Source organism: Streptomyces sp. V4I2 (assembly GCF_030817655.1).
Classification (GTDB): Bacteria; Actinomycetota; Actinomycetes; order Streptomycetales; family Streptomycetaceae; genus Streptomyces; species Streptomyces plumbiresistens.
Window position 1 is genome coordinate 7,380,847 of the sequence record NZ_JAUSZM010000003.1, and the last position, 26,829, is coordinate 7,407,675.

Annotated in this window: 26 protein-coding genes and 1 riboswitch; of the genes, 19 read left to right on the top strand and 7 right to left on the bottom strand. The window is 69.7% G+C overall.

Features of this window, described 5'->3' with window-relative positions; all coding sequences use genetic code 11:
* Positions 1-57: 57 nt before the first annotated feature.
* The 7 genes from QFZ76_RS34895 to QFZ76_RS34925 all read left to right on the top strand — a co-directional run bounded on the left by QFZ76_RS34895 (position 58) and on the right by QFZ76_RS34925 (position 7,281).
* Positions 58-1,302 carry an Ig-like domain-containing protein gene (locus QFZ76_RS34895; RefSeq protein ID WP_307677417.1) on the top strand — a complete coding sequence of 415 codons (1,245 nt, stop codon included), beginning with the start codon at positions 58-60 and terminating at the stop codon, positions 1,300-1,302.
* Between the two features lie 165 nt (positions 1,303-1,467).
* Complete coding sequence (locus QFZ76_RS34900; RefSeq protein WP_307677418.1) at positions 1,468-2,748, top strand: Ig-like domain-containing protein; 1,281 nt, start codon at positions 1,468-1,470, stop codon at positions 2,746-2,748.
* A 230-nt stretch (positions 2,749-2,978) separates the two neighbouring features.
* Positions 2,979-3,746, top strand: a complete 768-nt coding sequence (locus tag QFZ76_RS34905) for an enoyl-CoA hydratase/isomerase family protein (protein ID WP_307677419.1) — start codon at positions 2,979-2,981, stop codon at positions 3,744-3,746.
* Between the two features lie 262 nt (positions 3,747-4,008).
* The gene (locus tag QFZ76_RS34910; RefSeq protein ID WP_307677420.1) at positions 4,009-4,512 is read left to right on the top strand and encodes an ATP-binding protein; all 504 of its coding nucleotides are present in this window, start codon (positions 4,009-4,011) and stop codon (positions 4,510-4,512) included.
* 82 nt (positions 4,513-4,594) lie between these two features.
* On the top strand, positions 4,595-5,389 hold the full coding sequence (locus QFZ76_RS34915) for a polysaccharide deacetylase family protein (RefSeq protein ID WP_307677421.1): 795 nt from the start codon (positions 4,595-4,597) through the stop codon (positions 5,387-5,389).
* Positions 5,389-6,579 carry a YncE family protein gene (locus QFZ76_RS34920; protein ID WP_307677422.1) on the top strand — a complete coding sequence of 397 codons (1,191 nt, stop codon included), beginning with the start codon at positions 5,389-5,391 and terminating at the stop codon, positions 6,577-6,579. The genes QFZ76_RS34915 and QFZ76_RS34920 overlap by 1 nt, the downstream gene beginning before the upstream one ends.
* A gap of 90 nt (positions 6,580-6,669) precedes the next feature.
* Positions 6,670-7,281: an ADP-ribosyltransferase gene (locus tag QFZ76_RS34925; RefSeq protein ID WP_307677423.1), complete on the top strand. Its 612-nt coding sequence runs from the start codon at positions 6,670-6,672 to the stop codon at positions 7,279-7,281.
* Here the strand turns inward: QFZ76_RS34925 and QFZ76_RS34930 are convergent.
* Complete coding sequence (locus QFZ76_RS34930) at positions 7,235-7,906, bottom strand: N-acetyltransferase family protein (RefSeq protein WP_373464392.1); 672 nt, start codon at positions 7,904-7,906, stop codon at positions 7,235-7,237. The genes QFZ76_RS34925 and QFZ76_RS34930 overlap by 47 nt on opposite strands.
* Positions 7,907-7,990: 84 nt before the next feature.
* Here QFZ76_RS34930 and QFZ76_RS34935 point away from each other — a divergent pair, with 84 nt between their 5' ends.
* Positions 7,991-8,905 carry a MerR family transcriptional regulator gene (locus QFZ76_RS34935; RefSeq protein WP_307677424.1) on the top strand — a complete coding sequence of 305 codons (915 nt, stop codon included), beginning with the start codon at positions 7,991-7,993 and terminating at the stop codon, positions 8,903-8,905.
* A gap of 50 nt (positions 8,906-8,955) precedes the next feature.
* Positions 8,956-9,168, top strand: coding sequence for an EF-hand domain-containing protein (locus QFZ76_RS34940; protein WP_307677425.1), 213 nt, complete (start codon positions 8,956-8,958; stop codon positions 9,166-9,168).
* 58 nt (positions 9,169-9,226) lie between these two features.
* Here QFZ76_RS34940 and QFZ76_RS34945 read toward each other — a convergent pair whose 3' ends face one another.
* Complete coding sequence (locus QFZ76_RS34945) at positions 9,227-10,147, bottom strand: AraC family transcriptional regulator (protein WP_307677426.1); 921 nt, start codon at positions 10,145-10,147, stop codon at positions 9,227-9,229.
* Between the two features lie 101 nt (positions 10,148-10,248).
* Between QFZ76_RS34945 and QFZ76_RS34950 the strand changes: the two genes are divergently transcribed.
* Both QFZ76_RS34950 and QFZ76_RS34955 read left to right on the top strand, forming a co-directional pair.
* Complete coding sequence (locus QFZ76_RS34950; protein WP_307677427.1) at positions 10,249-11,256, top strand: zinc-dependent alcohol dehydrogenase family protein; 1,008 nt, start codon at positions 10,249-10,251, stop codon at positions 11,254-11,256.
* Positions 11,257-11,378: 122 nt separating this feature from the next.
* Positions 11,379-12,059 carry an NADPH-dependent F420 reductase gene (locus QFZ76_RS34955; RefSeq protein WP_307680221.1) on the top strand — a complete coding sequence of 227 codons (681 nt, stop codon included), beginning with the start codon at positions 11,379-11,381 and terminating at the stop codon, positions 12,057-12,059.
* 35 nt (positions 12,060-12,094) lie between these two features.
* On the opposite strand, the gene QFZ76_RS34960 is transcribed toward QFZ76_RS34955, so the two are convergent.
* From QFZ76_RS34960 to gcvT, 5 genes are all read right to left on the bottom strand, one after another.
* Positions 12,095-12,652: a glycoside hydrolase family 25 protein gene (locus QFZ76_RS34960; RefSeq protein WP_307677428.1), complete on the bottom strand. Its 558-nt coding sequence runs from the start codon at positions 12,650-12,652 to the stop codon at positions 12,095-12,097.
* Positions 12,653-12,772: 120 nt separating this feature from the next.
* Positions 12,773-14,140 carry an L-serine ammonia-lyase gene (locus QFZ76_RS34965; RefSeq protein WP_307677430.1) on the bottom strand — a complete coding sequence of 456 codons (1,368 nt, stop codon included), beginning with the start codon at positions 14,138-14,140 and terminating at the stop codon, positions 12,773-12,775.
* Positions 14,141-14,218: 78 nt separating this feature from the next.
* Positions 14,219-15,481 carry a serine hydroxymethyltransferase gene (glyA, locus tag QFZ76_RS34970; RefSeq protein ID WP_307677431.1) on the bottom strand — a complete coding sequence of 421 codons (1,263 nt, stop codon included), beginning with the start codon at positions 15,479-15,481 and terminating at the stop codon, positions 14,219-14,221.
* A 15-nt stretch (positions 15,482-15,496) separates the two neighbouring features.
* A complete protein-coding gene (gcvH, locus tag QFZ76_RS34975; protein WP_307677432.1) occupies positions 15,497-15,874 on the bottom strand; it encodes a glycine cleavage system protein GcvH in 378 nt (125 codons plus the stop codon).
* 131 nt (positions 15,875-16,005) lie between these two features.
* Entirely contained in the window at positions 16,006-17,124 is a 1,119-nt protein-coding gene (gene gcvT / locus QFZ76_RS34980) for a glycine cleavage system aminomethyltransferase GcvT (protein ID WP_307677433.1), read from the bottom strand.
* A gap of 151 nt (positions 17,125-17,275) precedes the next feature.
* Positions 17,276-17,375: riboswitch (glycine riboswitch) on the bottom strand.
* Positions 17,376-17,549: 174 nt separating this feature from the next.
* Between gcvT and QFZ76_RS34985 the strand changes: the two genes are divergently transcribed.
* The 8 genes from QFZ76_RS34985 to QFZ76_RS35020 all read left to right on the top strand — a co-directional run bounded on the left by QFZ76_RS34985 (position 17,550) and on the right by QFZ76_RS35020 (position 26,824).
* Positions 17,550-18,224 carry an AAA family ATPase gene (locus QFZ76_RS34985; RefSeq protein WP_307680222.1) on the top strand — a complete coding sequence of 225 codons (675 nt, stop codon included), beginning with the start codon at positions 17,550-17,552 and terminating at the stop codon, positions 18,222-18,224.
* A 117-nt stretch (positions 18,225-18,341) separates the two neighbouring features.
* The gene (locus tag QFZ76_RS34990) at positions 18,342-19,145 is read left to right on the top strand and encodes an enhanced serine sensitivity protein SseB (RefSeq protein WP_307677434.1); all 804 of its coding nucleotides are present in this window, start codon (positions 18,342-18,344) and stop codon (positions 19,143-19,145) included.
* Between the two features lie 174 nt (positions 19,146-19,319).
* On the top strand, positions 19,320-20,138 hold the full coding sequence (locus QFZ76_RS34995; RefSeq protein WP_307677435.1) for an enhanced serine sensitivity protein SseB C-terminal domain-containing protein: 819 nt from the start codon (positions 19,320-19,322) through the stop codon (positions 20,136-20,138).
* 319 nt (positions 20,139-20,457) lie between these two features.
* Entirely contained in the window at positions 20,458-21,465 is a 1,008-nt protein-coding gene (locus QFZ76_RS35000; protein ID WP_307677436.1) for an ABC transporter permease, read from the top strand.
* 94 nt (positions 21,466-21,559) lie between these two features.
* Entirely contained in the window at positions 21,560-23,359 is a 1,800-nt protein-coding gene (locus QFZ76_RS35005; RefSeq protein ID WP_307677437.1) for an ABC transporter substrate-binding protein, read from the top strand.
* A 110-nt stretch (positions 23,360-23,469) separates the two neighbouring features.
* Positions 23,470-24,468, top strand: coding sequence for an ABC transporter permease (locus tag QFZ76_RS35010; RefSeq protein ID WP_307677438.1), 999 nt, complete (start codon positions 23,470-23,472; stop codon positions 24,466-24,468).
* Positions 24,465-25,562, top strand: coding sequence for an ABC transporter ATP-binding protein (locus QFZ76_RS35015; RefSeq protein ID WP_307677439.1), 1,098 nt, complete (start codon positions 24,465-24,467; stop codon positions 25,560-25,562). Before QFZ76_RS35010 ends, QFZ76_RS35015 begins: the two co-directional genes overlap by 4 nt.
* Complete coding sequence (locus QFZ76_RS35020; protein ID WP_307677440.1) at positions 25,559-26,824, top strand: ABC transporter ATP-binding protein; 1,266 nt, start codon at positions 25,559-25,561, stop codon at positions 26,822-26,824. Before QFZ76_RS35015 ends, QFZ76_RS35020 begins: the two co-directional genes overlap by 4 nt.
* Positions 26,825-26,829 lie beyond the last annotated feature (5 nt).

Here is a 26,829-nt window from a genome sequence, read left to right on the forward strand (position 1 = left end):
CCAGAGCTGCGGTCGCACTCACGTTTCCCCGAAGCAGGCGCCGTCGTTGGGCACGCCGTGAGGCACGTAACTGGGCGCGCACGGCGCGTGGGGGTCGCACTGGCCACCGTACTGACATGGGCAGGACTGCTGGCCGGGGCCACCGGCTGCACTACCGACGGCAGGGGCGCCGTCGACCTCGGCGGGCTCGGCAAACCCCCGGCACCGAAGGACATCATCAGGATCACGCCCGACGACGGCACCAAGGGGGTACGGCCCGAGGAGAAACTCCTGGTACGGGTGCCCGAGGGACGACTGGAGTCGGTCAAGGCCGTCAAATCCCAGGACGCCCAGGAGTCCCCGGTGCCCGGGCATCTCTCCGAGGACGGCCTGAGCTGGGAACCCGACGACGAGAAGCTCGCGCTGGCCGCCAAGTACACGATCGACGCGGTCGCCGTGGACGGCCACGGCCGCCGTTCGGCGCGCCACACCATCTTCACGACGCACGTCCCCGACGAGCGCTTCATCGGATACGTCACCCCGGAGAACCGCTCCACCGTCGGCACCGGAATGATCGTCTCCCTGGAGTTCAACCGGGAGATCGAGCACCGCGCGGCCGTCGAACGGGCGGTCCACGTCACCGCGAATCCGCCCGTCGAGATCCGCCCGCACTGGTTCGGCAACGGCCGCCTGGACTTCCGCCCCGAGCAGTACTGGAAGCCCGGCACCCAGGTCACGGTCAGCCTGCGGCTGAGGGACGTCGAAGGAGCCCCCGGCGTCTACGGCCTGCAGTACAAGACCTTCTCCTTCACCATCGGCCGCAGCCAGGTCTCCCTGGTCGACGCGGCCGAGCACACCATGGAGGTGCGGCGGGACGGCGACCTGCTGGCCACCGTGCCGATCACGGCCGGCGCCCCGAAGACCACGACGTACAACGGCAGGATGGTCGTCACCGAGATGCTCGAGGTGACCCGGATGAACGGCGCCACGGTCGGCTTCAAGAAGAAGAACGGCAAGGGCGAGTACGACATTCCGGACGTCCCGCACGCCATGCGCCTGACCGACTCCGGCACCTTCCTGCACGGCAACTACTGGGCGCCGGACGCCTTCGGCCGGGTCAATGTCAGCCACGGCTGCGTGGGCCTCAGGGACGTGAAGGGCGGCGGTGCGGACACGCCCGCGGGCTGGTTCTTCGACCGCAGCCTCATCGGGGACGTCGTCGAGGTCGTCCACAGCAATGACAAGAAGGTCGCTCCCGACAACGGGCTCGGAGGGTGGAACATGGGCTGGAAGGAGTGGAAGGCGGGCAGCGCGCTGAAGTGACCCGACAGGGGGGCGGGTTGCTCCAACGTTCCGTTGAAGTCGGTACGGAACAGTGACAATCAGGAGCCGCATGTGCCCCTGACCTTGTGGTTACTATGCGCCGGTGCGCGTGGTGGTACGCGCGGGGGAGCGGGGGCCGGACCAGGCCCCGCGAGGGGAGAAGAGTTGAACGTGCGACCGATATCGGGGGCGTCGGTTGACGCGCGGGGGCGACGCGGCCGGGGGCTGCTGGCGCTGATACTCGGCGTCCTGCTGCTGGCCGTCACCGCGTGCGGCGGGGGCGGCGGCTCCGACTCGGGGGGCGAGTCCGGGGACGGGAACGGGAACGGGACGAACAAGGACAAGAGCTCGTCCCAGGCGGAGGCCAAGCAGTCGCAGGCCGTCGTCTCCATAGCCCCGAAGGACGGCGCCAAGTCCGTCGACACCAGCGGCGCCCTCAAGGTCAGCGCCGCCAAGGGCGAGTTGACCCAGGTCGAGGTCAAGGACGCCAAGGGCGCCGAGATAGCCGGGAAGATCACCGGCAACGGCGCCACCTGGACGCCGTCCACACATCTCGCCGCCGCCACCAAGTACACGGTGCACGCGGTCGCGAAGGACTCCGAGGGCCGCGAGGCCGCCGAGGACTCCAGCTTCACCACCCTGACGCCCGAGAACACGTTCGTCGGCAGCTTCACCCCCGAGGACGGCTCGAAGGTCGGCGTCGGAATGCCGTTCTCCGTCCGCTTCACCCGGGGCATCACCAACCCGGCCGACGTCGAGAGCGCCATCAGCATCAAGACCGAGCCGGCCGTCGAGGTCGAGGGCCACTGGTTCGGCAACGACCGCCTGGACTTCCGCCCCGAGGAGTACTGGAAGGAAGGCACCAAGGTCACCGTCGACCTCAACCTCGACGGCGTCGAGGGCCGCGACGGCGTCTACGGCAAGCAGGACAAGACCATCTCCTTCACCATCGGCCGCAATCAGGTCTCCGTGGTCGACGTCAAGAAGCTCACGATGAAGGTCATGCAGGACGGCAAGGTCGTCAAGACCATCCCGGTCACCACCGGCAAGCCAGGCATGGAGACCTGGAACGGCCAGATGGTCATCAGCGAGCGGCTCACGGTGACCCGTATGAACGGCGCGACGGTCGGCTACACCGACGCCGACGGCAAGGGCGAGTACGACATCAAGGACGTCCCGCACGCCATGCGCCTGACCAACTCCGGCACCTTCATCCACGGCAACTACTGGGGCGGCGGCGCCTTCGGCAACTACAACGCCAGCCACGGCTGCATCGGCCTGCGCGACGTGCGCGGCGGCTACGACAGCGGCGTGCCGGCGGCCTGGTTCTTCAACCACTCGATGATCGGTGACGTGGTGACCGTGAAGAACTCCAACGACGCGACGGTCGCGCCCGACAACGGGTTCAACGGCTGGAACATGTCGTGGGAGAAGTGGAAGGCGTAGGACTTCCCGTAGGCGCACGGCCCTGGTGTGAGGTACGGCACCGGGGCCTGGGGGCAACCGGGTGTGACCCACGGCACCGGGGCCTGGGCAACCGGGTGTGGCCCACGGCACCGAACAGGTTGTCGTTAGTCCCCGTGCTGTGTCTGCCTGGGGGACAACCCCCAGACCCCCGGCCGAGTGTGACCCACGGCACCGAACCAGTTGCCGTTAGTCCCCGTTAACCTGCCTGCATGACCGTGAATCTCGAAGTCGCCGAGGGCGTCGGCACGATCCGCCTCGACCGCCCGCCCATGAACGCGCTGGACGTCGCCACGCAGGACCGGCTCAAGGAGCTGGCGGAGGAGGCGGCTCGCCGGGACGATGTGCGGGCCGTGGTGATCTACGGCGGGGAGAAGGTGTTCGCGGCCGGCGCGGACATCAAGGAGATGCAGGCCATGGACCACACGGCGATGGTCCTGCGCGCCCGCGACCTGCAGGACTCGTTCACGGCGGTGGCCCGGATCCCCAAGCCGGTGGTGGCGGCGGTGACGGGTTACGCGCTGGGCGGTGGCTGTGAGTTGGCGCTGTGCGCGGACTTCCGTATCGCCGCCGAGAACGCCAAGCTGGGCCAGCCCGAGATCCTGCTGGGCCTGATCCCGGGCGCGGGCGGTACACAGCGCCTGTCCCGGCTCACCGGCCCTTCCAGGGCGAAGGACCTGATCTTCACCGGCCGCATGGTGAAGGCGGACGAGGCGCTGACCCTGGGCTTGGTGGACCGCGTGGTGCCCGCCGACGAGGTCTACACGCAGGCCCACGCGTGGGCGGCGAAGCTGGCGCAGGGCCCGGCGATCGCGCTGCGCGCGGCGAAGGAGTCGATCGACGCCGGCCTGGAGACCGACCTCGAGACCGGTCTGGCCGTCGAACGGAACTGGTTCGCGGGTCTGTTCGCCACGGAGGACCGCGCACGCGGGATGAAGAGCTTCGTGGAAGAAGGCCCCGGCAAGGCGAAGTTTCTCTGAACCGCTTGCAATTGACGCCGTGTCTGATGCGGGTCCCTCGATGGGGCGGTTTATGGGAGCCTTAAGGCAACCTTAAGTCTGCCTTGTCGAGGGAGCCTGTCGATTGCCGCCCACGGAGCCTCCGCCGCAGGTCGGACGGGCTGTTCCAGGCACCGAAGTGCCATTGGCATATGCCGGACGACCCGCGCGGAATGACAGATTCCGGGGGGCGTATTCGTCAGGAACGGCCCCGGAGGGCCCTTTCGGCGGCCATGATGGGGGCATGGCGGGGCTGGAGGGTATCGAACAGCCGCGGGGAGAGAGCCGTGCGACCGCGGCGCGCTGGTCTCCGACGGTCGAGGACGAACACGCACTCAAGGCGCTCGAACTGTTCGGCAACCCCACGGAGGCGGAGGTTCCGCTGCCGTCCCGCCCCGAGTCCGCGGCCACGGCCCGCCGGCTGGCCCAGGTCGTCGTCCTCCGCCAGTGGGGCCTCACCCCCAAGGTGACGGAAGACGCGGTCTTACTGGTCTCCGAACTCGTCGGCAACGCCGTACGCCACACCGGCGCCCGCGTCTTCGGCCTCCGCATGCGCCGCCGCCGCGGCTGGATCCGCATCGAGGTCCGCGACCCGTCCCGGGGTCTCCCCTGTCTGATGCCGGTCCAGGAGATGGACATCAGCGGGCGGGGCCTGTTCCTGGTGGACAAGCTCTCCGACCGCTGGGGCGTGGATCTGCTCCCGCGAGGCAAGACGACCTGGTTCGAGATGAGAGTGGCGGACCGCTGAGGGCGGAGCCCCCTGGTGCGGCGCGACCCGCACCGGCCGCCGTTCGGACGAATCGCCCACTTTCCCCCGCAACCCCCCTTAAATGGTGCGGGTGACCACGACCGACCGCCGTACGGCACTCCGCGCAGGCGCCACCTTCGTCACCGCAGGTGCCCTCGCCGCCGGCTGCGCGACCCACGGCGAAGTCGCCCGCCCGGCCCCCGCCACCGAAAGGTCCTCCCCCAAAGCCAAAGCCAAAGCCACATCCGAAGCCCCCGCCCCCCGCCACTTCCCGACCCACCCCACCCAGCTCACCCACGGCCCCCGCACCCACCCCCGCATCGCCCTCACCTTCCACGGCGGCGGCGACCCCACCACCGCCCGCGCCCTCCTCGCCGAAGCCGAACGACACGACGCCCGGGTCACCGTCCTCGCCGTCGGCACCTGGCTCGACGAACACCCCGCCCTCGCCCGCCGCATCCTCGACGGCGGCCACGACCTGGGCAACCACACCCTCCGCCACCTCGACATCAACACCATGTCCGTGGCGGCCGCCCGGGCGGAGATCACCGGCTGCGCCGAGCGCCTCCAACGCCTCACCGCATCCATCGGCACCTGGTTCCGCCCCTCCCGCGCCGCCCGCGCCTCCCCCCTCGTCGAGCGCCTGGCGCACACCGCGGGCTACCCGCACGTTCTCTCCTACGACGTCGACTCCCTCGACTTCACCTCGCCCGGCGCCGGAGCCGTCACCCGCAAGGTCCTCGGCGAGATCCGCAACGGATCCGTGGTGAGCCTGCACTTCGGGTACGCGGACACGGTCGCCGCACTCCCCGCCGTACTGGAAGAACTCGACCGTCGTGGACTGCGCGCGGTCACCACCACGGAGCTGCTGAGCTGATGCACCGCAACCTCACCACGAGCACCCTCGCCGCCCTGACCGCCCTCACCGCCCTGACCGCGCTCGCCGCCTGTGGCACCGAGACGACCAGGGACCGAGCCGGCGAATCCGGGATCACAGAGGCAGCCGTACCCGCCCCGCCGACGAGGAAGCCGGTGCAGGGCCTGCCCGGCATGCCGCCCGTCCTCGACCCGGAGGACGTGTACGCGGCCGACCGCCCGAACAAGCTCTCCCCGGTGGTCAAGGACTTCCCGTCCCGGGTCTACGTCCCCAACACCGAGTCCGACACCGTCTCGGTGATCGATCCGAAGACGTACGAGATCATCGAGACGATCCCGGTCGGACGGCAGCCCCAACACGTCGTCCCCTCCTGGGATTTGAAGACTCTCTGGGTCAACAACAACCGCGGCCACACCCTCACCCCGATCGACCCGAAGACCGGGAAGGCGGGCAAGCCGGTCGAGGTCCACGACCCGTACAACCTCTACTTCACGCCCAACGGCAAGTACGCCGTCGTGATGGCCTCCCTCGACCGCGAACTCGTCTTCCGCGACCCGCACACCATGAAGACGATCAAGACGGAGCCGGTGACCTGCTACGGCGTCAACCACGCCGACTTCTCCCTCGACGGCAAGTACTTCATCGTCTCCTGCGAGTTCAGCGGCGAACTCCTCAAGGTCGACACGGAGAAGATGAAGGTCGTCGGGCAGCAGAAGCTCCCGTTCGACGGCGCCATGCCGCAGGACGTGAAGATCTCGCCGGACGGCAAGCGGTTCTACATCGCGGACATGATGGCCGACGGCATGTGGGTCCTGGACGGCGCCAAGTTCACCGAGCCGAAGCTCCTGCCCACCGGCAAGGGCACCCACGGCCTCTACGTCAGCCGCGACTCCCGCGAGATGTACGTCTCGAACCGCGGCGAAGGCACCGTCTCCGTCTTCGACTTCACCCAGAACAAGCTCACCAAGAAGTGGCACCTGCCCGACGGCGCCAGCCCCGACATGGGCGGCGTCTCCGCCGACGGCAAGGTCCTGTGGCTGTCGGGGCGTTACGACTCCGAGGTGTACGCCATCGACACCCGCACCGGCACCCAGCTCGCCCGCGTCCCCGTCGGCAGTGGCCCGCACGGCCTCGCGGTCTACCCGCAGCCGGGCCGCTACTCGCTGGGCCACACGGGCATCTTCCGCTGAGGCACGGCTGATTGACGTGTGGTCAGCTGACGCGCCGCCGCACGAGTGAAGGTCCCCGACGCGCCGCCGCGGGACCGGGATCGTGCTCCCATGATCACAACTCGCCTGCGGCGGCGCGCCGCTGCCGCCGCCCTGTCCCTCGCGGCCGTCCTCGCGACGACGGCCGCGACCACTCCCCAGCAGCCCGCCGCCCCTGCCCCCACCGCGGCTGCCGCCCCCGCCTGCCCCCAGTTCGACGACCCGGTCGAGGCCGCCGTCGACCATCGCGTCGACGTCGACCGCATCACCCCCGACCCGGTCTGGCGCAAGACCTGCGGCACGCTCTACCGCAGCGACGGCCGCGGCCCGGACATCGTCTTCGAGCAGGGCTTCCACCCGAAGGACGTCGTCAACGGCCAGTACGACATCGAGAAGTACGTCCTGGTCAACCAGCCCTCCCCGTACGTCTCCACGACGTACGACCACGACCTGTACAAGACGTGGTGGAAGGCCGGCTACAACTACTACATCGACGCCCCCGGCGGTGTGGACGTCAACAAGACCATCGGCGACACCCACAAGTGGGCCGACCAGGTCGAGGTCGCCTTCCCCGGCGGCATCGCGCGGAAGTACATCATCGGGGTCTGTCCGGTCGACAAGAAGACCAAGGTCGAGATCATGGGCGACTGCGAGAGCAACCCGCACTACGAGCCCTGGCACTGAGCAGCAGCGCCTCCGCGCCCACGGGCCGGTAGCCGGCCGCCTGGAACGCCCGCGTGCTGCGGGCGTTCCCCGGCGCCACCTGCGCCCACAGCGGCTCCGTGACGAGATGCCGGGCCGCCGTCACCAGGGCCCGGCCCAGCCCCCGGTGGCGGGCCCCTTCGTCCACCTCGACGGAGACCTCCGCCCGCCCGGCGACCCCTCGCCCGATCACCAGCACACCGCCGTCCGCCGTCCACGCGCGCACGTCGTCGCGCCGCCCGCGGGCGTACTCGATCCGCGGATGCCCGGTGTCCGCGATCTCCTCGAGCGCGAGCGGCGGCTCACCCGGCAGGGGCGAGCCGACCAACAGCGCGTCGATCGTCTCGCTGGTACGCCCCGTCCGCTCCATGAAGGCGGCCAGGAACCGCGCGTTCATCGTCGCCGCGAGGACGTCGCACGGCACGGCGTCCAGCGTGTCGTACACCCATTGCGGATCCTCGTCCGTGAAGACGACGGAGTGCGCGGTGAAGGACAGGACGCCCGCGTCCCGGTGGGACGCCTGGGCCACGACCGTCGTACGGCCGTCCGCCGACGGGAAGACGCCCCGCGCCGCCGCGTCGAGAATGTCCCGCAAGGTCTCCGCCACGACCGCCCCCATCGTGCCCACCGCGCCCACCGCGCCCACCGCGCCCTTGAGTCTCCACCCACTGGAAGGCCCAGACTCGCAGACATGATCGACGACGGCACCGGACTTTTCACCATCGGCGAGCTGGCCCGGGCGACCGGGCTGACCGTGCGCACCATCCGCTACTGGTCGGACGAGGGCGCCCTGCCCCCGGTGACCCGGTCGACGGGCGGATACCGGCTGTACGACGCCGCGTCCGTCGCCCGCCTGGAGCTGATCCGCACCCTGCGTGAGCTGGGCCTCGGCCTGGACGACGTACGCAAGGTGCTGGCCGGGGAGACGACGGTCGCGCAGGTCGCTGCCGCGCACGTGGCGGCGCTGGACGCGCAGATCCGCTCACTGAAGGTGACCCGTGCGGTGCTGTCGACCGTGGCGCGACGCGGTTCGACCGCAGAGGAGATGACGTTGATGAACAAGCTGGCACGGCTGTCGGCGGCAGAGCGGAGCCGGATCCTGGAGGAGTTCGTCGAGGAGACCTTCCGTGGCCTCGACACCGCGGATCCGGTGATCCGGGAGCGGATGCGCGCCACGACCGCGAACCTCCCGGACGAGCCGACGCCCGAGCAGGTGGACGCGTGGGTGGAGCTGGCCGAGTTGCTGGAGGACGCGGAGTTCCGGGCGCAGATGCGGAAGGCGGCCGAGTTCAATGCCGCCGACCGCGGGCACGACACCCCCGACGGGGCGTCCCTGTGGTTCGCCCGGCGGCTGGTGCAACTGGGCGCCGGGGCGCGGGAGCGGGGCGTGGCCCCCGAGTCCCAGGAGGCCGAGCAGGTGCTGCGGGACCTGCTCGGGAACGCCGACCTGACGGACGTACTCGAGCGCCTGAAGTCCACGACGAACGACAAGGTCGCCCGTTACCGGGAGTTGCTGGGGATCGTGAACGGCCACGGGACGGTGGCGGCGCACCGCGAGGAGTTCGCGTGGGTGGTCGCTGCACTGGAGGCGCGGGCGGGCAGTTAATCTGACCTTCGTCAACGGGACAGCAAGGTACGAGAAAAAGGGGCGAATCGGTGGCGGACATCGAAGAAGCACGCAAGCATTTCCAGCGGATCGACACTGACGGTGACGGCTTCATCACCGCCGCCGAGTTCAAGACCGCCCTGGCCCAGCAGGGCGACTGGAACGTCACCGAGTCGGTCGCCGAGGTCATCATCAAGTCCCGCGACCTCGACGGGGACAAGGTCCTGTCGTTCGACGAGTTCTGGGCCTACCTGAGCAAGTGACGTGAGTGCGCGAGTGGCGAAGGGGGGCGCCCATGGGCGCCCCCCTTCGCCTGCCGGGTTATGAGGCCTGCCTGCGGTACTGGCCCGGCGCCACCCCGTACTCCCGTTTGAAGGCCTTGGCGAAGGCGAACTCCGAGGTGTAGCCGGTGCGTCGGGCGACCTGGCGCAGCGGGAGGTCGTCGGTGCGCAGCAACCGGCCGGCCGTCGTCATGCGCCACCAGGTGAGGTAGGCCAGCGGCGGCTCGCCCACCAGCGCGGCGAACCGGCGCGCGAAGGCCGCGCGGGACAGGCCGCCGCGGGCGCCGAGCTCCTCCACCGTCCAGGAGTGGGCCGGGTCGCCGTGGATCGCGCGCAGCGCCGCCGCGACGGCCGGGTCGGCGAGCGCGGCGGCCCAGCCGGTCGGCTGCCCGGTGCCGTGCCGCTCGCCCTGCCACCACGCCCGCAGGATGTACAGCAGCAGGGTGTCGAGGAGTGAGGCGACGACGGTGTCCGCTCCCGGCTGCGCCTCCTCCAACTCGGCGCCCAGCAGTTCCACGGCCGCCCGCAGCGAGCGATGGGCGCCGACCCGGGCGGGCAGGTGCACGACCTCCGGCAGCTCGGTGAGCAGGGGGTGGGCGCGGCTGCGGTCCAGCAGGTAGGCGCCGCAGAGCATGACCGTGTCCGGGGGTGCGTCCCGTTCGGGGGACGGCAGTTCGGGCCACGCCCCGTCCGGATCCAGCCGTACGACGTCCATCTCCACGTCGGGACCACTGGCGAGCGCGTGCCCGCGCCCGTGCGCCAGGAAGGCCACGTCACCGGGCCCGAGTGCGACCGGGTCGCCCTCCGCCGGGACCAGCCACGCCGACCCGCGCAGCACGACATGGAACCCGGCGCCGTCCGAGGGCTCGAAGCGGGTGCCCCAGGGGGCGTGATAGTCCCGGCGCCCGGAGTGCGGCCGCCCGGAGCGCATCGCGGCGACGGCGTCGCTGAGTACGTCCATGTTCTCACCGTAGCCGCGAGGTCGAGTAGGAAGACGTACGGACAGGAAAGCGAGATCGGTGGACATGGATCGTCCTGCCCTCGGGTCCTAGCGTCTTCGGTATGCCAACTACCGCACGCACCGTGCTTTTTCATGAGATCGGCGGACCTGAGGTACTGAAGATCGAGGACGTGCCCGTCCCCGAACCCGGTCCGCGCCAAGTGGCTCTACGCATAGAGGCGTTGGGACTGAATCGAGCCGAAGCCCTTTTCCGGGCCGGGTCTTACTACTACCAGCCCGCGCTTCCCGCCTCCCGCCTCGGCTACGAGGCCTCCGGCGTCGTCGAGGCGGTCGGCGAGGGAGTCACCGAAGTCGCCGTCGGCGACCCCGTGATGACGGGCCCCGGGATCGAGATGAGCGCGCAGGGCGTGTATGCGGAGCGGGTCGTCCTCCCCGAGACCGCGGTCGTACGACGGCCCGCGTCCGTGGACGGCGTCACCGGGGCCGCGGCCTGGCTTACGTACACGACGGCGTACGGCGCCCTGCTGGAAACCGCGGGCCTGAAGCCCGGCGACCACGTCCTCATCACCGGCGCGTCCAGCGGGGTCGGCACCGCGGCGATCCAGGTGGCGCGCCGCATCGGCGCGATCCCGCTCGCCACGACGCGCACCGAGGAGAAGCGGCGGCAACTCCTCGATCTGGGCGCGGCGGAAGTGATCGTCTCGGGGGAGCCGGACGGCGGCTCGGAGGCCGTCGCGAAGGAGGTCCGGCGACTCACCGGTGGCCAGGGCGCCCAGGTGATCTTCGACGCGATCGGCGGCCCCGCCTTCCGCCCGCTCGCCGACGCACTCGCCGAGGGCGGATCCGTGCTGGTCTACGGCTGGCTGGACCGCCGCCCCGCCGAGATCCCCTGGAACTGGCCGTTCACCATCCACACGTACGCGAACATGACCCTCACCGGCACCCCCGGCGGCCGCCGCCGCTCCACCGCGTTCCTGAACGCCGGACTGGCCGACGGCGGCTTCCGCCCGGTCGTGGCCGAGGTCTTCGACGGCCTCGACCGGATCCAGGACGCCCACCGGTTGATGGAGTCGAATCGGCACACGGGCAAGATCGTCGTACGGGTCTGAGGCCGCCCGCCGCCCGCCGCCCGCCACCCGTTCGGCGCGGTGTGGAACAGCTCGCCCTTCCCGGAGGTTGGTGTCCGTGTCCGAAGAACCGGACAACCGGAGCCGAAGGCTCCGCGGCACACCTGCGAAAGGCGAGGCGCGGCATGAAGATCGGCATCATCGGCGCGGGCAACATCGGCGGCAACCTCACCCGTCGGCTCACCGCCCTCGGCCACGACGTCTCCGTGGCCAACTCCCGCGGCCCGCACACCCTCACCGCACTCGCCGAGGAGACGGGCGCGAGCCCCGTACCGGTGGAGGCGGCGGCCCGCGGCGCCGAGATCGTCATCGTCGCGATCCCCGTGAAGGCGGTACCGGACCTGCCCGCAGGCCTGCTCGACGAGGCGGCGGACGGCGTCGCGGTGGTCGACACCGGCAACTACTATCCCCAGCGCGACGGCAAGATCGCGGAGATCGACGACGAGGGCCTCACAGAGAGCCGCTGGACTCAGCGGCAGCTCGACCACCCCGTGATCAAGGCCTTCAACGGCACCTACGCCCAGGACATCCTGGACCGCCCGCGCCCGGCCGGCGCCCCCGACCGCCTGGCACTGCCGGTCGCGGGCGACGACGAGGCGGCGAAGCGCAAGGTGCGGGCCCTCATCGACGCACTCGGCTTCGACACGGTCGACACGGGCGGCCTCGACGACTCCTGGCGCCAGCAGCCGGACACCCCGGTGTACGGGCTGCGGGCCGGCATCGACGGCGTCGCGAAGGCCCTGGCCGAGGCGAGCCCGGAGCGCAAGCCGGAGTTCCGCGGATAGGCCGGAACGGCCGCAGGGGCACGCGCGGCTCCCCGTCAGGCGCCCTCGGCCCACTCGCGCAGCGCCGCCTTGCTCGCGAAGTCCGCCACGTTCTTGTCCAGCGGATCGTCGGTGTACTGGTGGAAGCGCCACTTCGCCTTGATGCGCGGCTTTCCCGCCGTGACGTAGTCGGCGATCCACAGCCCATCGCCCGCGTAGGAAGTGGTGTCCACAGTCAGCCAGTAGTTGCGGTTTGTGTAAAGCACTACCCGATTGTTCGGCCGCAGCGCCCGCACTTTGCGGATGAAGCTGTCCTTCTCCGCGTTGGTGGCGTGCGTGCCGTCGCCGGTCGTCTCCCAGTCGACGGCCAGGATGTCGCCCGCCTTCTCAGGGGCATGCTTCACGAAGTACTCGGCCTGGGCCGTGAGGTTGCCCGGCCAGAGGAAGTGGTAGAAGCCGACGACCAGGCCGGCGTCGCGGGCCCGCTTCGTCTGGGCGGCGAGTTTCGAGTTGACGTACGAGCGGCCCTCGGTCGCCTTGATGAAGACGAAGGAGAGGCCGTCCGTGCTGTAGGAGGAGGACTGGTAGGCGCTCACGTCTATGCCGCGCAGCATGGGGACTCCCTGAAGTGCCTGTGGGGAAACAGGAGTTGGCTGTTGCCTGCGGTCCCACCTTGGCACGGGTGATCGGCGCCTGGCACGGAAACGCCGACGTGTGGTCGTCGTCTCCAGACGTCAGCACTCGATGATGTTCACCGCCAGCCCGCCCCGGGCCGTCTCCTTGTACTTCACCGACATGTCCGCCCCGGTCTCCTTCATCGTCTTGATGACCTTGTCCAGCGACACCTTGTGCGTGCCGTCCCCGCGCATCGCCATCCGCGCCGCCGTGACCGCCTTCACCGCGGCCATGCCGTTGCGCTCGATGCACGGGATCTGGACGAGGCCGCCGACCGGGTCGCAGGTGAGGCCGAGGTTGTGTTCCATGCCGATCTCGGCGGCGTTCTCGACCTGTTCGGGGGAGCCGCCGAGTACTTCGGCGAGGGCGCCCGCCGCCATCGAGCAGGCCGAGCCGACCTCGCCCTGGCAGCCGACCTCGGCGCCGGAGATGGAGGCGTTCTCCTTGAAGAGCATGCCGATCGCGCCGGCGGCGAGCATGAAGCGGACCACGCCGTCCTCGTCCGCGCCGGGCACGAAGTTGAGGTAGTAGTGGAGCACCGCCGGAATGATGCCCGCCGCTCCGTTCGTCGGCGCGGTCACCACGCGCCCGCCCGCCGCGTTCTCCTCGTTCACCGCCATCGCGTAGAGCGTGATCCACTCCATCGCGTGCGCCAACGGGTCGCCCTCCGCCCGGAGTTGGCGTGCCGACATGGCCGCCCTGCGGCGGACCTTCAGCCCGCCCGGCAGGATGCCCTCGCGGGCCATGCCGCGCGAGACGCACGCCTGCATCACCCGCCAGATCTCCAGGAGGCCCGCGCGGATCTCCTCCTCCGTGCGCCAGGCGCGCTCGTTCTCCAGCATCAGCGCGGAGATCGACAGGCCGGTCTCCTGCGTCAGGCGCAGCAGTTCGTCGCCCGTGCGGAAGGGGTACTTGAGGACGGTGTCGTCGAGTTTGATGCGGTCCGCGCCCATCGCGTCCTCGTCGACGACGAAGCCGCCGCCCACCGAGTAGTACGTCTTGGTGAGCAGCTCAGCCCCGGAGGCGTCGTACGCCCACAGGGTCATGCCGTTGGCGTGGTAGGGCAGGGTTTTACGGCGGTGGAGGACGAGGTCCTTGTCGAAGTCGAAGGCGATCTCGCGCTCGCCGAGGAGCCGCAGCAGCCTCGCCGCCTTGATGTCCTCCACCCGTTGGTCGGCCTTCTCCACGTCCACCGTGCGCGGCGAGTCGCCCTCCAGGCCGAGCAGCACCGCCTTGGGCGTGCCGTGCCCGTGGCCGGTCGCGCCGAGAGAGCCGTAGAGCTCGGTCCGTATGGACGCGACCGACTCCAGCAGGGCCTCGTTGCGCAGGCGGCGGGCGAACATGCGGGACGCGCGCATCGGGCCGACCGTGTGGGAGCTGGACGGGCCGATGCCGATCGAGAACAGGTCGAAGACCGAGATGGCCACGGGTACTCCTCAATACGGGTGGTGCAGGGGGCGGGGGCCCCGCACTGTCGAGTGTGCGGGGCACGCCACAAAAAGGAACTACTTGTTCAGACCGGGGTACAGAGGGTGCTTGTCGGCAAGCGTCTTCACCCGGGTCTTGAGGGCTTCCACGTCGTAGGACGGCTTGAGCGCCTCGGCGATGACGTCCGCGACCTCCGCGAAGTCCTCGGCCGTGAAGCCGCGGGTGGCGAGGGCGGGCGTACCGATCCGCAGGCCCGAGGTGACCATCGGCGGACGCGGGTCGTTCGGGACGGCGTTGCGGTTGACCGTGATGCCGACCTCGTGGAGGCGGTCCTCGGCCTGCTGCCCGTCCAGCTCGGACTCGCGCAGGTCGACCAGGATCAGGTGCACGTCGGTGCCGCCGGACAGGACGTTGACCCCGGCTTCGCGGGCGTCCGGCGCGGTCAGCCGCTCGGCGAGGATCCGTGCGCCCTCGACCGTACGGCGCTGGCGCTCCTTGAAGTCCTCGCTCGCCGCGACTTTGAAGGACACCGCCTTGGCCGCGATCACGTGCTCCAGGGGGCCGCCCTGGAAGCCCGGGAAGACGGACGAGTTGAGCTTCTTCGCGAAGTCCTTCCTGGCGAGGATGATGCCGCCGCGCGGGCCGCCCAGCGTCTTGTGGGTGGTGGAGGTGACGACGTCGGCGTACTCGACGGGGTTCGGGTGCAGGCCCGCCGCGACCAGACCCGCGAAGTGCGCCATGTCGACCCACAGGTACGCCTCGACCTCGTCGGCGATCCGGCGGAACTCGGCGAAGTCCAGCTGCCGCGGGTACGCCGACCAGCCCGCGATGATCACCTTGGGCCGGTGCTCCTTGGCGAGCCGCTCGACCTCGGCCATGTCGACCAGGCCGGCGTCGTCGACGTGGTAGGCGACCACGTTGAACTGCTTGCCGGAGAAGTTCAGCCGCATCCCGTGGGTCAGGTGGCCGCCGTGGGCGAGGTCCAGGCCGAGGATGGTGTCGCCGGGCTGGGCCAGCGCGAAGAGCGCGGCCTGGTTGGCGGAGGCGCCGGAGTGGGGCTGGACGTTGGCGTACTCGGCGCCGAACAGCTCCTTGACCCGGTCGATCGCGATCTGCTCGGCGACGTCGACGTGCTCGCAGCCGCCGTAGTAGCGGCGACCCGGGTAGCCCTCGGCGTACTTGTTGGTGAGGACCGAGCCCTGCGCCTCCATGACCGCGACCGGCGCGAAGTTCTCGGAGGCGATCATCTCGAGGGTGGACTGCTGGCGGCTCACCTCGGCGTCGACCGCGGCGGCGATCTCCGGGTCGAGCTCGTGCAGGGGCGTGTTCAGAACGGACATCGGGTGTACGACTCCTCAGCCGGCGGAAAAGGCGGTGTACTCGTCGGCGGAGAGCAGGTCGGCCGGCTCGTCCGTGACGCGTACCTTGAACAGCCAGCCGCCCTCGAAGGGCGCGGAGTTCACCAGCGACGGGTCGTTCACCACGTCCTCGTTGACCTCGGTGACCTCACCGGACACCGGGGCGTACAGGTCGCTGACCGACTTGGTCGACTCCAGTTCGCCGCAGGTCTCGCCCGCGGTCACCGTGGCACCGACCTCCGGAAGCTGGACGAACACGACATCGCCGAGCGCGTTGGCCGCGTGCTCCGTGATGCCGACCGTCGAGACGCCGTCCGCGGCGGCCGACAGCCACTCGTGCTCCTTGCTGTAACGCAGCTGCTGGGGGTTGCTCATGGCCTGAATTCTCCTGTACGCGGGGGAGTGCTGGTGAATGGGGGACTGCTGGAAACGCACGTGAGCAGCGGAAATGTGCGCAGGGTCACGCGCACGGACCGTTCAAGTCTGTACTTCCGGCGCTTGAGTCTCTACTTCTGGCGCTTGTAGAACGGCAGCGCCACGACCTCGTACGGCTCGTGGCTGCCCCGGATGTCCACACCGACACCCGGCGTGCCCGGCGCCGCGTGCGCGGCGTCGACGTACGCCATCGCGATCGGCTTGCCCAGCGTGGGGGAGGGCGCGCCGGAGGTGACCTCGCCGATCACCTCGCCGCCGGCGACGACCGCGTACCCGGCGCGCGGGACCCGACGCCCCTCGGCGACCAGGCCGACGAGGACGCGCGGAGGGTTCGCCTGTGCGCGGGCGGCCGCCTCGGTCAGCGCCTCGCGGCCCACGAAGTCGCCCTCCTTCTCGAACTTCACCACCCGGCCGAGCCCGGCGTCGAACGGAGTCAACGACAGCGACAGCTCGTGCCCGTACAGCGGCATGCCCGCCTCCAGACGCAGCGTGTCCCGGCAGGACAGGCCGCAGGGGACCAGGCCGACGCCCTCGCCCGCCTTGGTCAGGGCCTGCCACAGCTCGACGGCGTGCTCCGGCTTCACGAACAGCTCGAAGCCGTCCTCGCCGGTGTAGCCGGTGCGGGCGATGAGCGCGGGGACGCCGGCGACGGTGCCGGGCAGGCCGGCGTAGTACTTGAGGCCGTCGATGCCGGCGTCGGTGAGCGACTTGAGGATGCCGGGGGACTCGGGCCCCTGGACGGCGATCAGCGCGTAGTGATCGCGGTCGTCGCGGACCTCGACCTCGAACTCCTCACCGAGACTGCTGAGCTCGTTCACGACGTTCTGGGCGTTGGAGGCATTGGCAACGATCATGTACTCGTCTTCGGCCAGCCGGTACACGATCAGGTCGTCGAGGATTCCGCCGTCAGCGGCGCAGATCATCGTGTAGCGGGCGCGGCCCACCTTCACGGCCGCGATGTCGCCGACCAGCGCGTAGTTCAGGAACTGCGCGGCTTCCGGCCCGGTGACCGTGATCTCGCCCATGTGCGAGAGGTCGAAGAGCCCGGCGCGGGTGCGTACGGCGTTGTGCTCGTCGCGTTCGGAGCCGTAGCGCAGGGGCATGTCCCAGCCGGCGAAGTCGGTCATCGTCGCGCCGAGCGAACGATGCAGGGCATCGAGGGCGGTGTGACGGGGTGCGGTGCTGCTCATCGGACGGTCGTCTCCCAAGGCATGACGGCGAGGTCGTTCCTCCCCATCTGTCATCGGAACCTGAGAGGTTCGACGTGACCCCGCGAAACGGTGGTCACGACTTGCACCTTGGGTGGAGCCACTGTCGCAGCGGCCCGCTTTTCAGATGTGCCTCGCCCGCGCGGTAACGGGGACCTGAGAGATTCAAGGGAGGGACTTGCTCCTTCGGCGCCCCAGCGAGGTACGGCTGGGGACTCTCCCGCGCGGATTCAAGCGGCCGGTATGCAGTTGGCGCGCACATCATTGCACGCATCCTCGGCGCGTGGCAGGGCCACATCTGTAACCGGCCTGTGGCAGTAAGCGCATGAAAACGCGAGACACCGCGTATTACCTTCTCTTTACACTCGACGGGGAGGGAAACTCGTGACCCACCCCAGGGGAGGACGATCACGGTGAACAGGACCACTGCGTACGCCACGACCTCGGCCGTAGCGCTGCCCGAGCAGCCCTCGGCCCCGGCCCGCGGCGCGTGTGGAGCGCGCCCGGCAGCCGTCCTCCGCGACCTGCGCGAGCGCGAGGGCCACAGCCCGCACGCACTGCTCTTCGGGCCCCGCGACCTCGTCGTGATCACCGGCCTGCCCGGCAGCGGCAAGTCCACGCTGATGCGGCGCACCGTCAAGGGCACCCGGATCGACTCCCAGGACACCCGCGACCGCTGGGACGGCCGGCTGTCCCGCTTCCTGCCGTACGCGGTCTACCGCCCGCTCGTCCGCGTCGCCCACTACGCCGGACTGCGCCGCGCCCTGCGTTCCGGCAAGGGCGTCGTCGTGCACGACTGCGGTACGCAGGCCTGGGTGCGCGGCTGGCTGGCCCGCGAGGCCCGCCGCCGGGGCGGCACCCTGCACCTGCTGTTGCTCGACGTCGCCCCCGGCACGGCCCTGGCCGGCCAGCGCGAACGCGGCCGCGGCGTCTCGCGGTACGCGTTCCTGCGCCACCGCGGCGCGGCCGCCCGCCTGATCAGCTCCGTGGAGCAGGGCGACCTGCCGCCGGGCTGCGGCTCGGCGGTCCTGATCGACCGGGACGCGGCGAACGTCCTGACGCGGATCGGCTTCACGGGCTGAGGCGGGTCGGTTTCACGGCCCGGGGCCGGATTGCTGTGACGGGCTGACTCCCGGCCCGCCCGCACCCGTTAGCCTTTTCAGCCACAGCAGCGGTATTCGGCAGGCGGTAGACAACAGATGGACTTCCCGGCGGATCTCCCAGCGGGCTTCTCGGAGTTCCCGGCACAGGCGCACGCCCACTCGCACGGCGGATGGCCCGGCAACGAGCTGGAGGAGGTGCTCTCCGCCTCCCTCGGCATCCCCGGGGCCGGCGGGCGGATCGTCGAGGTGCTCGGCCGCAGCTTCGTGTGGATCCCGCTGCCCAGCGGCGGCGGCCCGCACAGCGGCCCGCTCGACCTGCCCACACTGGAGATCGACGGCCAGGCCTACGTCCCGGTGTTCAGCTCCGAGGAGCAGTTCCGCCAGGTCGTCGGCTCGCACATGTCGTACACCATCGCGCCCGCGGTGGAGTTCGCCCGCGGGCTGCCCCCGCAGGTCGGCATCGCCGTGAACCCGGACGGCACGGTCGGCGTCCCGCTGCCCCCGCCCGCCGTGGCCGACCTCTGCCGCACCGGCCGTACCCCGCTGGACGGCCCCGCGAGCGGCGGCCGCGTCAAGCTCTACGAGCCCGACTGGCAGGACGACCCCGTCGACTTCCTCGCCGCGGCCTCGGCCGAGTTCGCGGCCACCGGCGTCATCCTCACGGCCCGCCGCTGCCTGGCCGCCATCGAGACGGCGAACCCGGTGATGTTCGTGGGCGTGGAGCTCTCCCACTGGGACGCCCCCGACCTGCGCACGGCCCCCATGGACGCCCTGGCCGCGGCCCTGGGCCGCGCCCCGGCCCCCTGGCCGGTCAACCTGGTCCTCCTGGACGTGGCGGACGACCCGGTGGGCCACTGGATGCGCGAGCAGGTCCGGCCCTTTTATCAGTACGGCTACTGAGGTATTCAGGGGCGCGGGACTGTGTCGACATGCGGCTCCGCCGCGGGGCGCGACCGGCCCCCACCGCTCGCACCCGCCGACGGCGAACAAGTCCCGAGCTCTTGGGCGGCTGCTGTCGGCGCCGCCACATAAGCTGGTTTCATATCGAGGCAACTTCACGAAGGGGCGGTACAGGTGAGCGCCAGCGGCATCGCGGCCGGGCAGGTCGAGCACATGCTGCGCCAGGTGACGCCCGGGCGCTACGACGCCTACGAGGCACTCCTGCGCGCGCTCGCGACCCCCTCCTCCGGCCAGGTCTGGATGCTGCTGTGGCACGGTCAGGCGGGCTCCCCGGACGCCCAGTACGGAAACATGGAGGTCGACGGGTACGGCTACGCACCGTGCGTGACCTCGGCCCAGGAACTCTCGGCCAGCGGCTGGAACCGCTCCTATGAGGTCGTCGACGGAATCGACGTCGCCCGCACCCTGTACCCCGACCACTACGGCCTCTGGCTGAATCCGCACGCCCCCGGCGGCGGCGTCGGCATCCCCTGGCTGGATCTGCGCCGCATCGCCACCGGCCTGGAGCGCCAGCCCGCCGGACCCCTGCGGCTGTCCGAGCCCGGCATCGAGATCCCGCAGTTCTACGCCCTGCTCGCGCACAACGCCCACCGCACCCCCGCCGTCCGCGCGCTGCGCCGTGCCTGGGTGCAGCCCGCGCTCGGGGCGCCGTATCTCGCCATCGGTCTCGATGTGTACGACACCAGCCCGCCGGCCGTCGACTCGGTGCGCGCGATGATGCAGCAGTCGATCGGCGCGGTCCCGGACGGGCTCCCGGTGTCGACCGTGGCGATGTCCGACGAGTACGACCCGGTGGCGCTGTGGATGCGGGCGAGCGCCCGCCCCTTCTACGACCGCGAGGCCCATGCGGCGTCCGCCCCGGCCCCCGCACCCTCCTCGGCTCAGGCTCCGGTGGCCGGTTACGGCTATCCGCCGGCCCGCGGCGGCTACTGACCGAACTCCTCTCCGGCTCCGGCGGCCGGACCCGCCTTCCCCGTCTTCGCGCGTAGAACTGGGTGAATCGTACCCCTGTGTCCCCAATGCCCCAACTGGACTGCGTCCGCCCCGCGTTACCCGCCGTCCGGATAACGGAACCCTCTGGGTCGCATCACGTTTATGCATCCTTTCACCGTCAAGTCTGGCAACAGATCGCCAAAGCGTTGAAGACTCCCGCACCAGGGGCCTTTCGTCCCTGTGTACGACGGACTGAATCAATGCCGCCACAGCGGCAAGTGCGGGCCGGCTACCGCCGGTTGAGAGGGGTCCCTGCCAGATGACGGCACCATTGCACGAGCCGACCGCGGAAGCGGCCCCGAGTGCGGCCGAAGAAGCGGCGCTGGTCAGCGCCGATGCGAAGGCCGTACAGGGGCGTTCCCTGGGCCGGATCGCCTGGGAGCGCCTGAAGCGGGACAAGCTGGCTCTCACGGGCGGCGCCGTGGTTCTCTTCCTGGTGGTGATCGCGCTGCTCGCCCCGGTCATCACGAGCCTCCTGGGGCAGGACCCGAACGAGTACCACGAGAACCTCATCGACCCGCTCTTCGGCACGCCCACGGGCTCCCTGGGCGGCATCAGCGGCGACCACCTGCTCGGCGTAGAGCCGGTCAACGGCCGCGACATCCTCGCCCGCATCCTCTACGGCGCCCGGATCTCCCTGCTGGTGGGCTTCCTGTCCGCCGTGGTCGCCGTGATCCTCGGAACGGTGCTGGGCATCCTCGCCGGGTTCTTCGGCGGCTGGCTCGACTCCGTGATCAGCCGGGTGATGGACGGCCTGCTCGCCTTCCCGCAGCTGCTGTTCATCATCGCGCTGGTCTCCGTCATGCCGAACGAGATGCTGGGGCTCACCGGTTCGAGCGTGCGCGTCTTCGTGATGATCATCGTCATCGGCTTCTTCGGCTGGCCCTACATCGGACGCGTGGTGCGCGGCCAGACACTCTCGCTGCGTGAGCGCGAGTACGTGGAGGCCGCCCGATCGCTGGGCGCGGGGCGGCTGTACATCCTGTTCAAGGAACTGCTGCCCAACCTCGTCGCCCCGATCGTCGTCTACACGACGATGATGATCCCCACCAACATCCTCACCGAGGCGGCGCTCAGCTTCCTGGGCGTGGGCGTCAAGCCGCCCACCGCCTCCTGGGGGCAGATGCTCTCGAGTGCGATCGACTACTACGAGTCCGACCCCATGTACATGGTGGTCCCGGGCGTGGCGATCTTCATCACCGTGCTGGCCTTCAATCTCTTCGGCGACGGCGTCCGGGACGCGCTGGACCCGAAGGCCTCCCGTTGAACCGGCCGAACCGCCGAACCGTCCAGGCGCAGCACCCCAACTGTCCCGTGGCACTCACACGGGGTCTCTCATCAAATCCGGAGGATCCGAGATCGTGACTACCCAACGCACCTCAGGGCGGCGGAAGCAGGCGTTTGCCGCTGTCGCCGCGGTCGCCGCGCTGCTGACCACGGCGGCGTGCGGCGGCGGTGGAGACGACGGCGACAACGGCGGCTCGAGCACCGGTGCCGCCGGCTTCGACGCCGCGAACAACAAGGTCGCCCAGGCCTCTGCCGCCAAGAAGGGCGGCACGCTGAAGTTCGGTGGCGCCCAGGATGCCGACTCGTGGGACACCACGCGCGGTTACTACGGCTTCATGTGGAACTTCGCGCGCTACTACAGCCGCCAGCTCGTCACGAACAAGACGGAGCCCGGAAAGGCCGGCGCCGAGCTGGCCCCGGACCTCGCCACCGGTCTCGCCAAGGTCACGGACGACGGCAAGACCTACACGTACACCCTGCGTGACGGCGTCACGTGGGAGGACGGCAAGCCGATCACGTCCAAGGACGTGAAGTACGGCATCGAGCGTGTGTGGGCGCAGGACGTGCTGTCCGGCGGTCCGGTCTACCTGAAGGACGTGCTCGACCCGAAGGGCGAGTACAAGGGCCCGTACAAGGACACCTCCCCGGACAAGCTGGGTCTGAAGGCGATCGAGACGCCGGACGACAAGACCGTCGTCTTCAAGCTGCCGACCGCCAACTCGGACTTCGAGGAGATGCTGGGTCTGATCTCCGCGTCCCCGGTCCGCCAGGACAAGGACACCAAGTCCAAGTACGGTCTGCACCCGTTCTCCTCCGGCCCGTACAAGTTCCAGTCGTACAGCCCGGGCAAGGACCTCACGCTGGTCCGCAACACCGAGTGGAAGCAGGCCTCGGACCCGATCCGCAAGGCCTACCCGGACAAGATCACCGTCCAGTTCTTCTCGGACGCCAACCAGCTGGACCAGCGTCTGCTCAACGGTGACCTGGACCTCGACATCAACCAGACCGGCATGTCGCCGCAGGGCCGCACCACCGCCCTGAAGCAGCACAAGGCCAACCTGGACAACCCGGTCTCCGGCTACATCCGTTACGCGACCTTCCCGCAGAGCGTGGCGCCGTTCAACAACGCCGAGTGCCGCAAGGCCGTGATCTACGGTGCCGACCACGTGTCGCTCCAGACCGCGCGCGGTGGCCCCGTCGCCGGTGGTGACATCGGCACCAACATGCTGCCGCCGTCCGTGTCGGGCTCCGAGGGCCAGAAGTACGACCCGTACGAGATCGCCGGTGCCAACAAGTCCGGCAACGCCACCAAGGCCAAGGAAGCGCTGAAGGCCTGCGGCAAGCCGAACGGCTTCTCCACAACCATCGCGGTCCGCAACAACAAGCCGGTCGAGGTGGCCACCGCCCAGTCCCTGCAGGCGTCGCTGAAGAAGATCGGCATCAACGCCCAGATCGACCAGTTCGACGGTTCGCAGACCTCCGGCATCATCGGCAGCCCCGAGAACGTGAAGAAGAAGGGCTACGGCATCATCATCATGGGCTGGGGTCCGGACTTCCCGACCGTCCAGGGCTTCGGTATGCCGCTGTGGGACAGCAAGTACATCCTGGAGAGCGGTAACAACAACTTCTCTCTGATCAAGGACAAGACGATCGACGGCCTGTTCGACGACTACATCACCACGCTGGACGACGCGGGCAAGACCAAGATCGCCACGGAGATCAACCACAAGGTGATGGAGGGCGCGTACTACCTCCCCTTCGTCTTCGAGAAGTTCATCAACTGGCGCTCGGACAACCTGGCGAACGTGTACACCACCGACGGCTACAGCGGTATGTACGACTTCGTCAACCTCGGTCTGAAGTCCGCGAAGTAGTCCCGGCACACCCGCCACACGGCACGAAAGGCAGGTGAAGGCCGGCGCAGCGTGATCGTGGGCCACCGGACAACCTCCGGTGGCCCACGGTCCGCGGCGGGCCGAGAGCTGTGCTCGCTTACCTCATCAGGCGGTTGTTCGCCGCCGCAGTGATGCTCGTGGTCATCATCATGGTGGTCTTCGGCATCTTCTTCCTCGTCCCCAAGTGGGCGGGGGTAGACATCGCCTCGAGCTTCGTGGGCAAGCAGGCCGACCCGGCCTCCGTCGAGGCGGTGCGGCAGAAGCTGGGTCTCGGCGACCCGATCTACGCCCAGGTCTGGGAGTTCTTCAAGGGCATCTTCGCCGGCCGCACGTACTCGGGCGGCGGGGACACCATCCACTGCTCGGCACCGTGCTTCGGGTACTCGTTCCGCAGTGAGCAGGCCGTCTGGCCGGTGCTGACCGACCGCTTCCCGGTGACCCTGGGTCTCGCGCTCGGTGCCGCCGTACTGTGGCTGGTCTTCGGTGTCGCGGCGGGTGTGCTCTCCGCGCTCAAGCGGGGAACGATCTGGGACCGCGGCGCGATGGTCATCGCGCTCGGCGGTGTCTCCCTCCCGATCTACTTCACCGGCATGCTCAGCCTGGCGATCTTCGCCTTCGGGCTGAAATGGATCGACGCGCAGTACGTGCCCCTGGAGGAGAGCTTCGGCGGCTGGTTCGGCGGCATGATCCTGCCCTGGATCACCCTGGCGTTCCTCTACGCGGCGATGTACGCCCGGATCACCCGCGCCACCATGATGGAGATCCTGGGCGAGGACTACATCCGCACGGCCCGCGCCAAGGGCCTCAAGGAGCAGACCGTCATCGGCAAGCACGCCATGCGCTCGACGATGACGCCGATCCTCACCATGCTCGGCATGGACCTCGGCGCCCTCATCGGCGGCGCGATCCTGACCGAGTCCACGTTCAACCTGCCCGGCCTCGGCCGGGCCGTACTGGACGCCATCCGCAATCAGGACCTGCCCATCATCGTGGGCGTCACCCTGATCACATCCCTCGCGGTGCTCGTCGCCAACCTCGTGGTGGACATCCTGTACGCCGTGATCGACCCCCGAGTGAGGCTCACATGACCGAACTCAGCAAGAGCGGAGCGGCCGTGGGCGAGCCCACCAGTTCTTCGCCCGCCCCGACCTCCTTCCTGGAAGTGCGCGACCTGAAGGTGCACTTCCCGACCGACGACGGCCTGGTCAAGTCCGTCGACGGGCTCAGCTTCCAGCTGGAGAAGGGCAAGACCCTCGGCATCGTGGGCGAGTCCGGCTCCGGCAAGTCGGTGACCTCGCTCGGCATCATGGGCCTGCACACCGCCGGCCAGTACGGCAAGCGCAAGGCGCAGATCTCCGGCGAGATCTGGCTGGACGGGACCGAACTCCTGTCCGCCGACCCGGACTACGTGCGCAAGCTGCGTGGCCGCGAGATGGCGATGATCTTCCAGGATCCGCTGTCGGCGCTGCACCCGTACTACACGATCGGCCAGCAGATCGTGGAGGCGTACCGGATCCACCACGACGTCGACAAGAAGACCGCCAAGCGCCGCGCGGTCGAGATGCTCGACCGGGTGGGCATCCCGCAGCCGGACAAGCGGGTCGACAGCTACCCGCACGAGTTCTCCGGCGGTATGCGCCAGCGCGCGATGATCGCGATGTCCCTGGTCAACAACCCCGAGCTGCTGATCGCGGACGAGCCGACGACCGCCCTGGACGTCACCGTCCAGGCGCAGATCCTCGACCTGATCCGCGACCTGCAGAAGGAGTTCGGCTCCGCGGTCATCGTCATCACCCACGACCTGGGCGTCGTCGCCGAACTGGCCGACGACATCCTGGTGATGTACGGCGGCCGCTGCGTCGAGCGGGGCCCGGCCGAGAAGGTGTTCTACGAGCCCCGGCACCCCTACACCTGGGGTCTGCTGGGCTCGATGCCGCGCCTGGACCGCGAGCAGCAGGAGCGCCTGATCCCGGTCAAGGGCTCCCCGCCCTCGCTGATCAACATCCCGTCCGGCTGCGCCTTCAACCCGCGCTGCCCGTACGCGGACCTCCCGAAGGACAACGTCACCCGCACCGTCCGCCCCGAGCTCGCCGAAGTGGGCAGCCGGCACTGGGCCGCCTGCCACCTGGGCACGGAGCAGCGGGAGCGTATCTGGACCGAAGAGATTGCGCCGAAGCTGTGAGTGACGACGAGAAAGCGGTGACCATTCCCGCGCAGGGCGACGCTCCTCAGAAGGAGGGCGCCACCCTCACGAAGGACCCCGCCCCCGGCGAGGTCCTGCTGAGGGTGACCGGGCTGAAGAAGCACTTCCCGATCAAGAAGGGCCTGCTCCAGCGTCAGGTCGGCGCGGTGCACGCGGTCGACGGCATCGACTTCGAGGTCCGCTCCGGCGAGACGCTCGGCGTCGTCGGCGAGTCCGGCTGCGGCAAGTCCACGATGGGCCGGCTGATCACCCGGCTGCTCGAACCGACCGCCGGCAAGGTCGAGTTCGAGGGCAGGGACATCACGCATCTCGGCGTGGGCGGCATGCGTCCGCTGCGCCGCGACGTGCAGATGATCTTCCAGGACCCGTACTCCTCGCTGAACCCGCGCCACACCATCGGCACGATCGTCGGCGCCCCCTTCAAGCTCCAGGGCGTCGAGCCCGAGGGCGGCATCAAGAAGGAGGTCCAGCGCCTGCTGGAGGTGGTCGGCCTCAACCCCGAGCACTACAACCGCTATCCGCACGAGTTCTCCGGCGGCCAGCGCCAGCGCATCGGCATCGCCCGCGCGCTCGCGCTGAACCCGAGGCTGGTCGTGGCGGACGAGCCGGTCTCGGCTCTGGACGTGTCGATCCAGGCACAGGTGGTGAACCTGCTGGACGACCTCCAGCAGGAGCTGGGCCTGACGTACGTGATCATCGCGCACGACCTGTCCGTCGTACGCCATGTGTCGGACCGGATCGCCGTGATGTACCTCGGCAAGATCGTGGAGCTCTCCGACCGCGACTCGCTGTACAAGGCGCCGATGCACCCGTACACCAAGGCGCTGATGTCGGCGGTGCCGATCCCGGACCCGCGCCGCAGGGCGGCCAAGAGCGAGCGCATCCTGCTCAAGGGCGACGTGCCCTCGCCGATCTCCCCGCCGAGCGGCTGCCGCTTCCACACCCGGTGCTGGAAGGCGACGCAGATCTGTACGACGGTCGAGCCGCCGCTCGTCGAGCTGAAGCCCGGCCAGCAGGTCGCCTGCCACCACCCGGAGAACTTCGCGGACCAGGCCCCGCAGGACACGGTGCTGCTGACCGTGGCCAAGGAGGCTGCCGAGCTGGTCGCGGACGAGGTGCTGGCGGAGTCGGCGGAGACGTCGGCGGCGGTGGCGGCGGAGGTCGAGGCCGCCGCCGAGGCGCCCGCGGAGACCCCCGCGGAGACTCCTGCGGAGGGTGAGACTCCCTCCAGGGACAAGTAGAACCT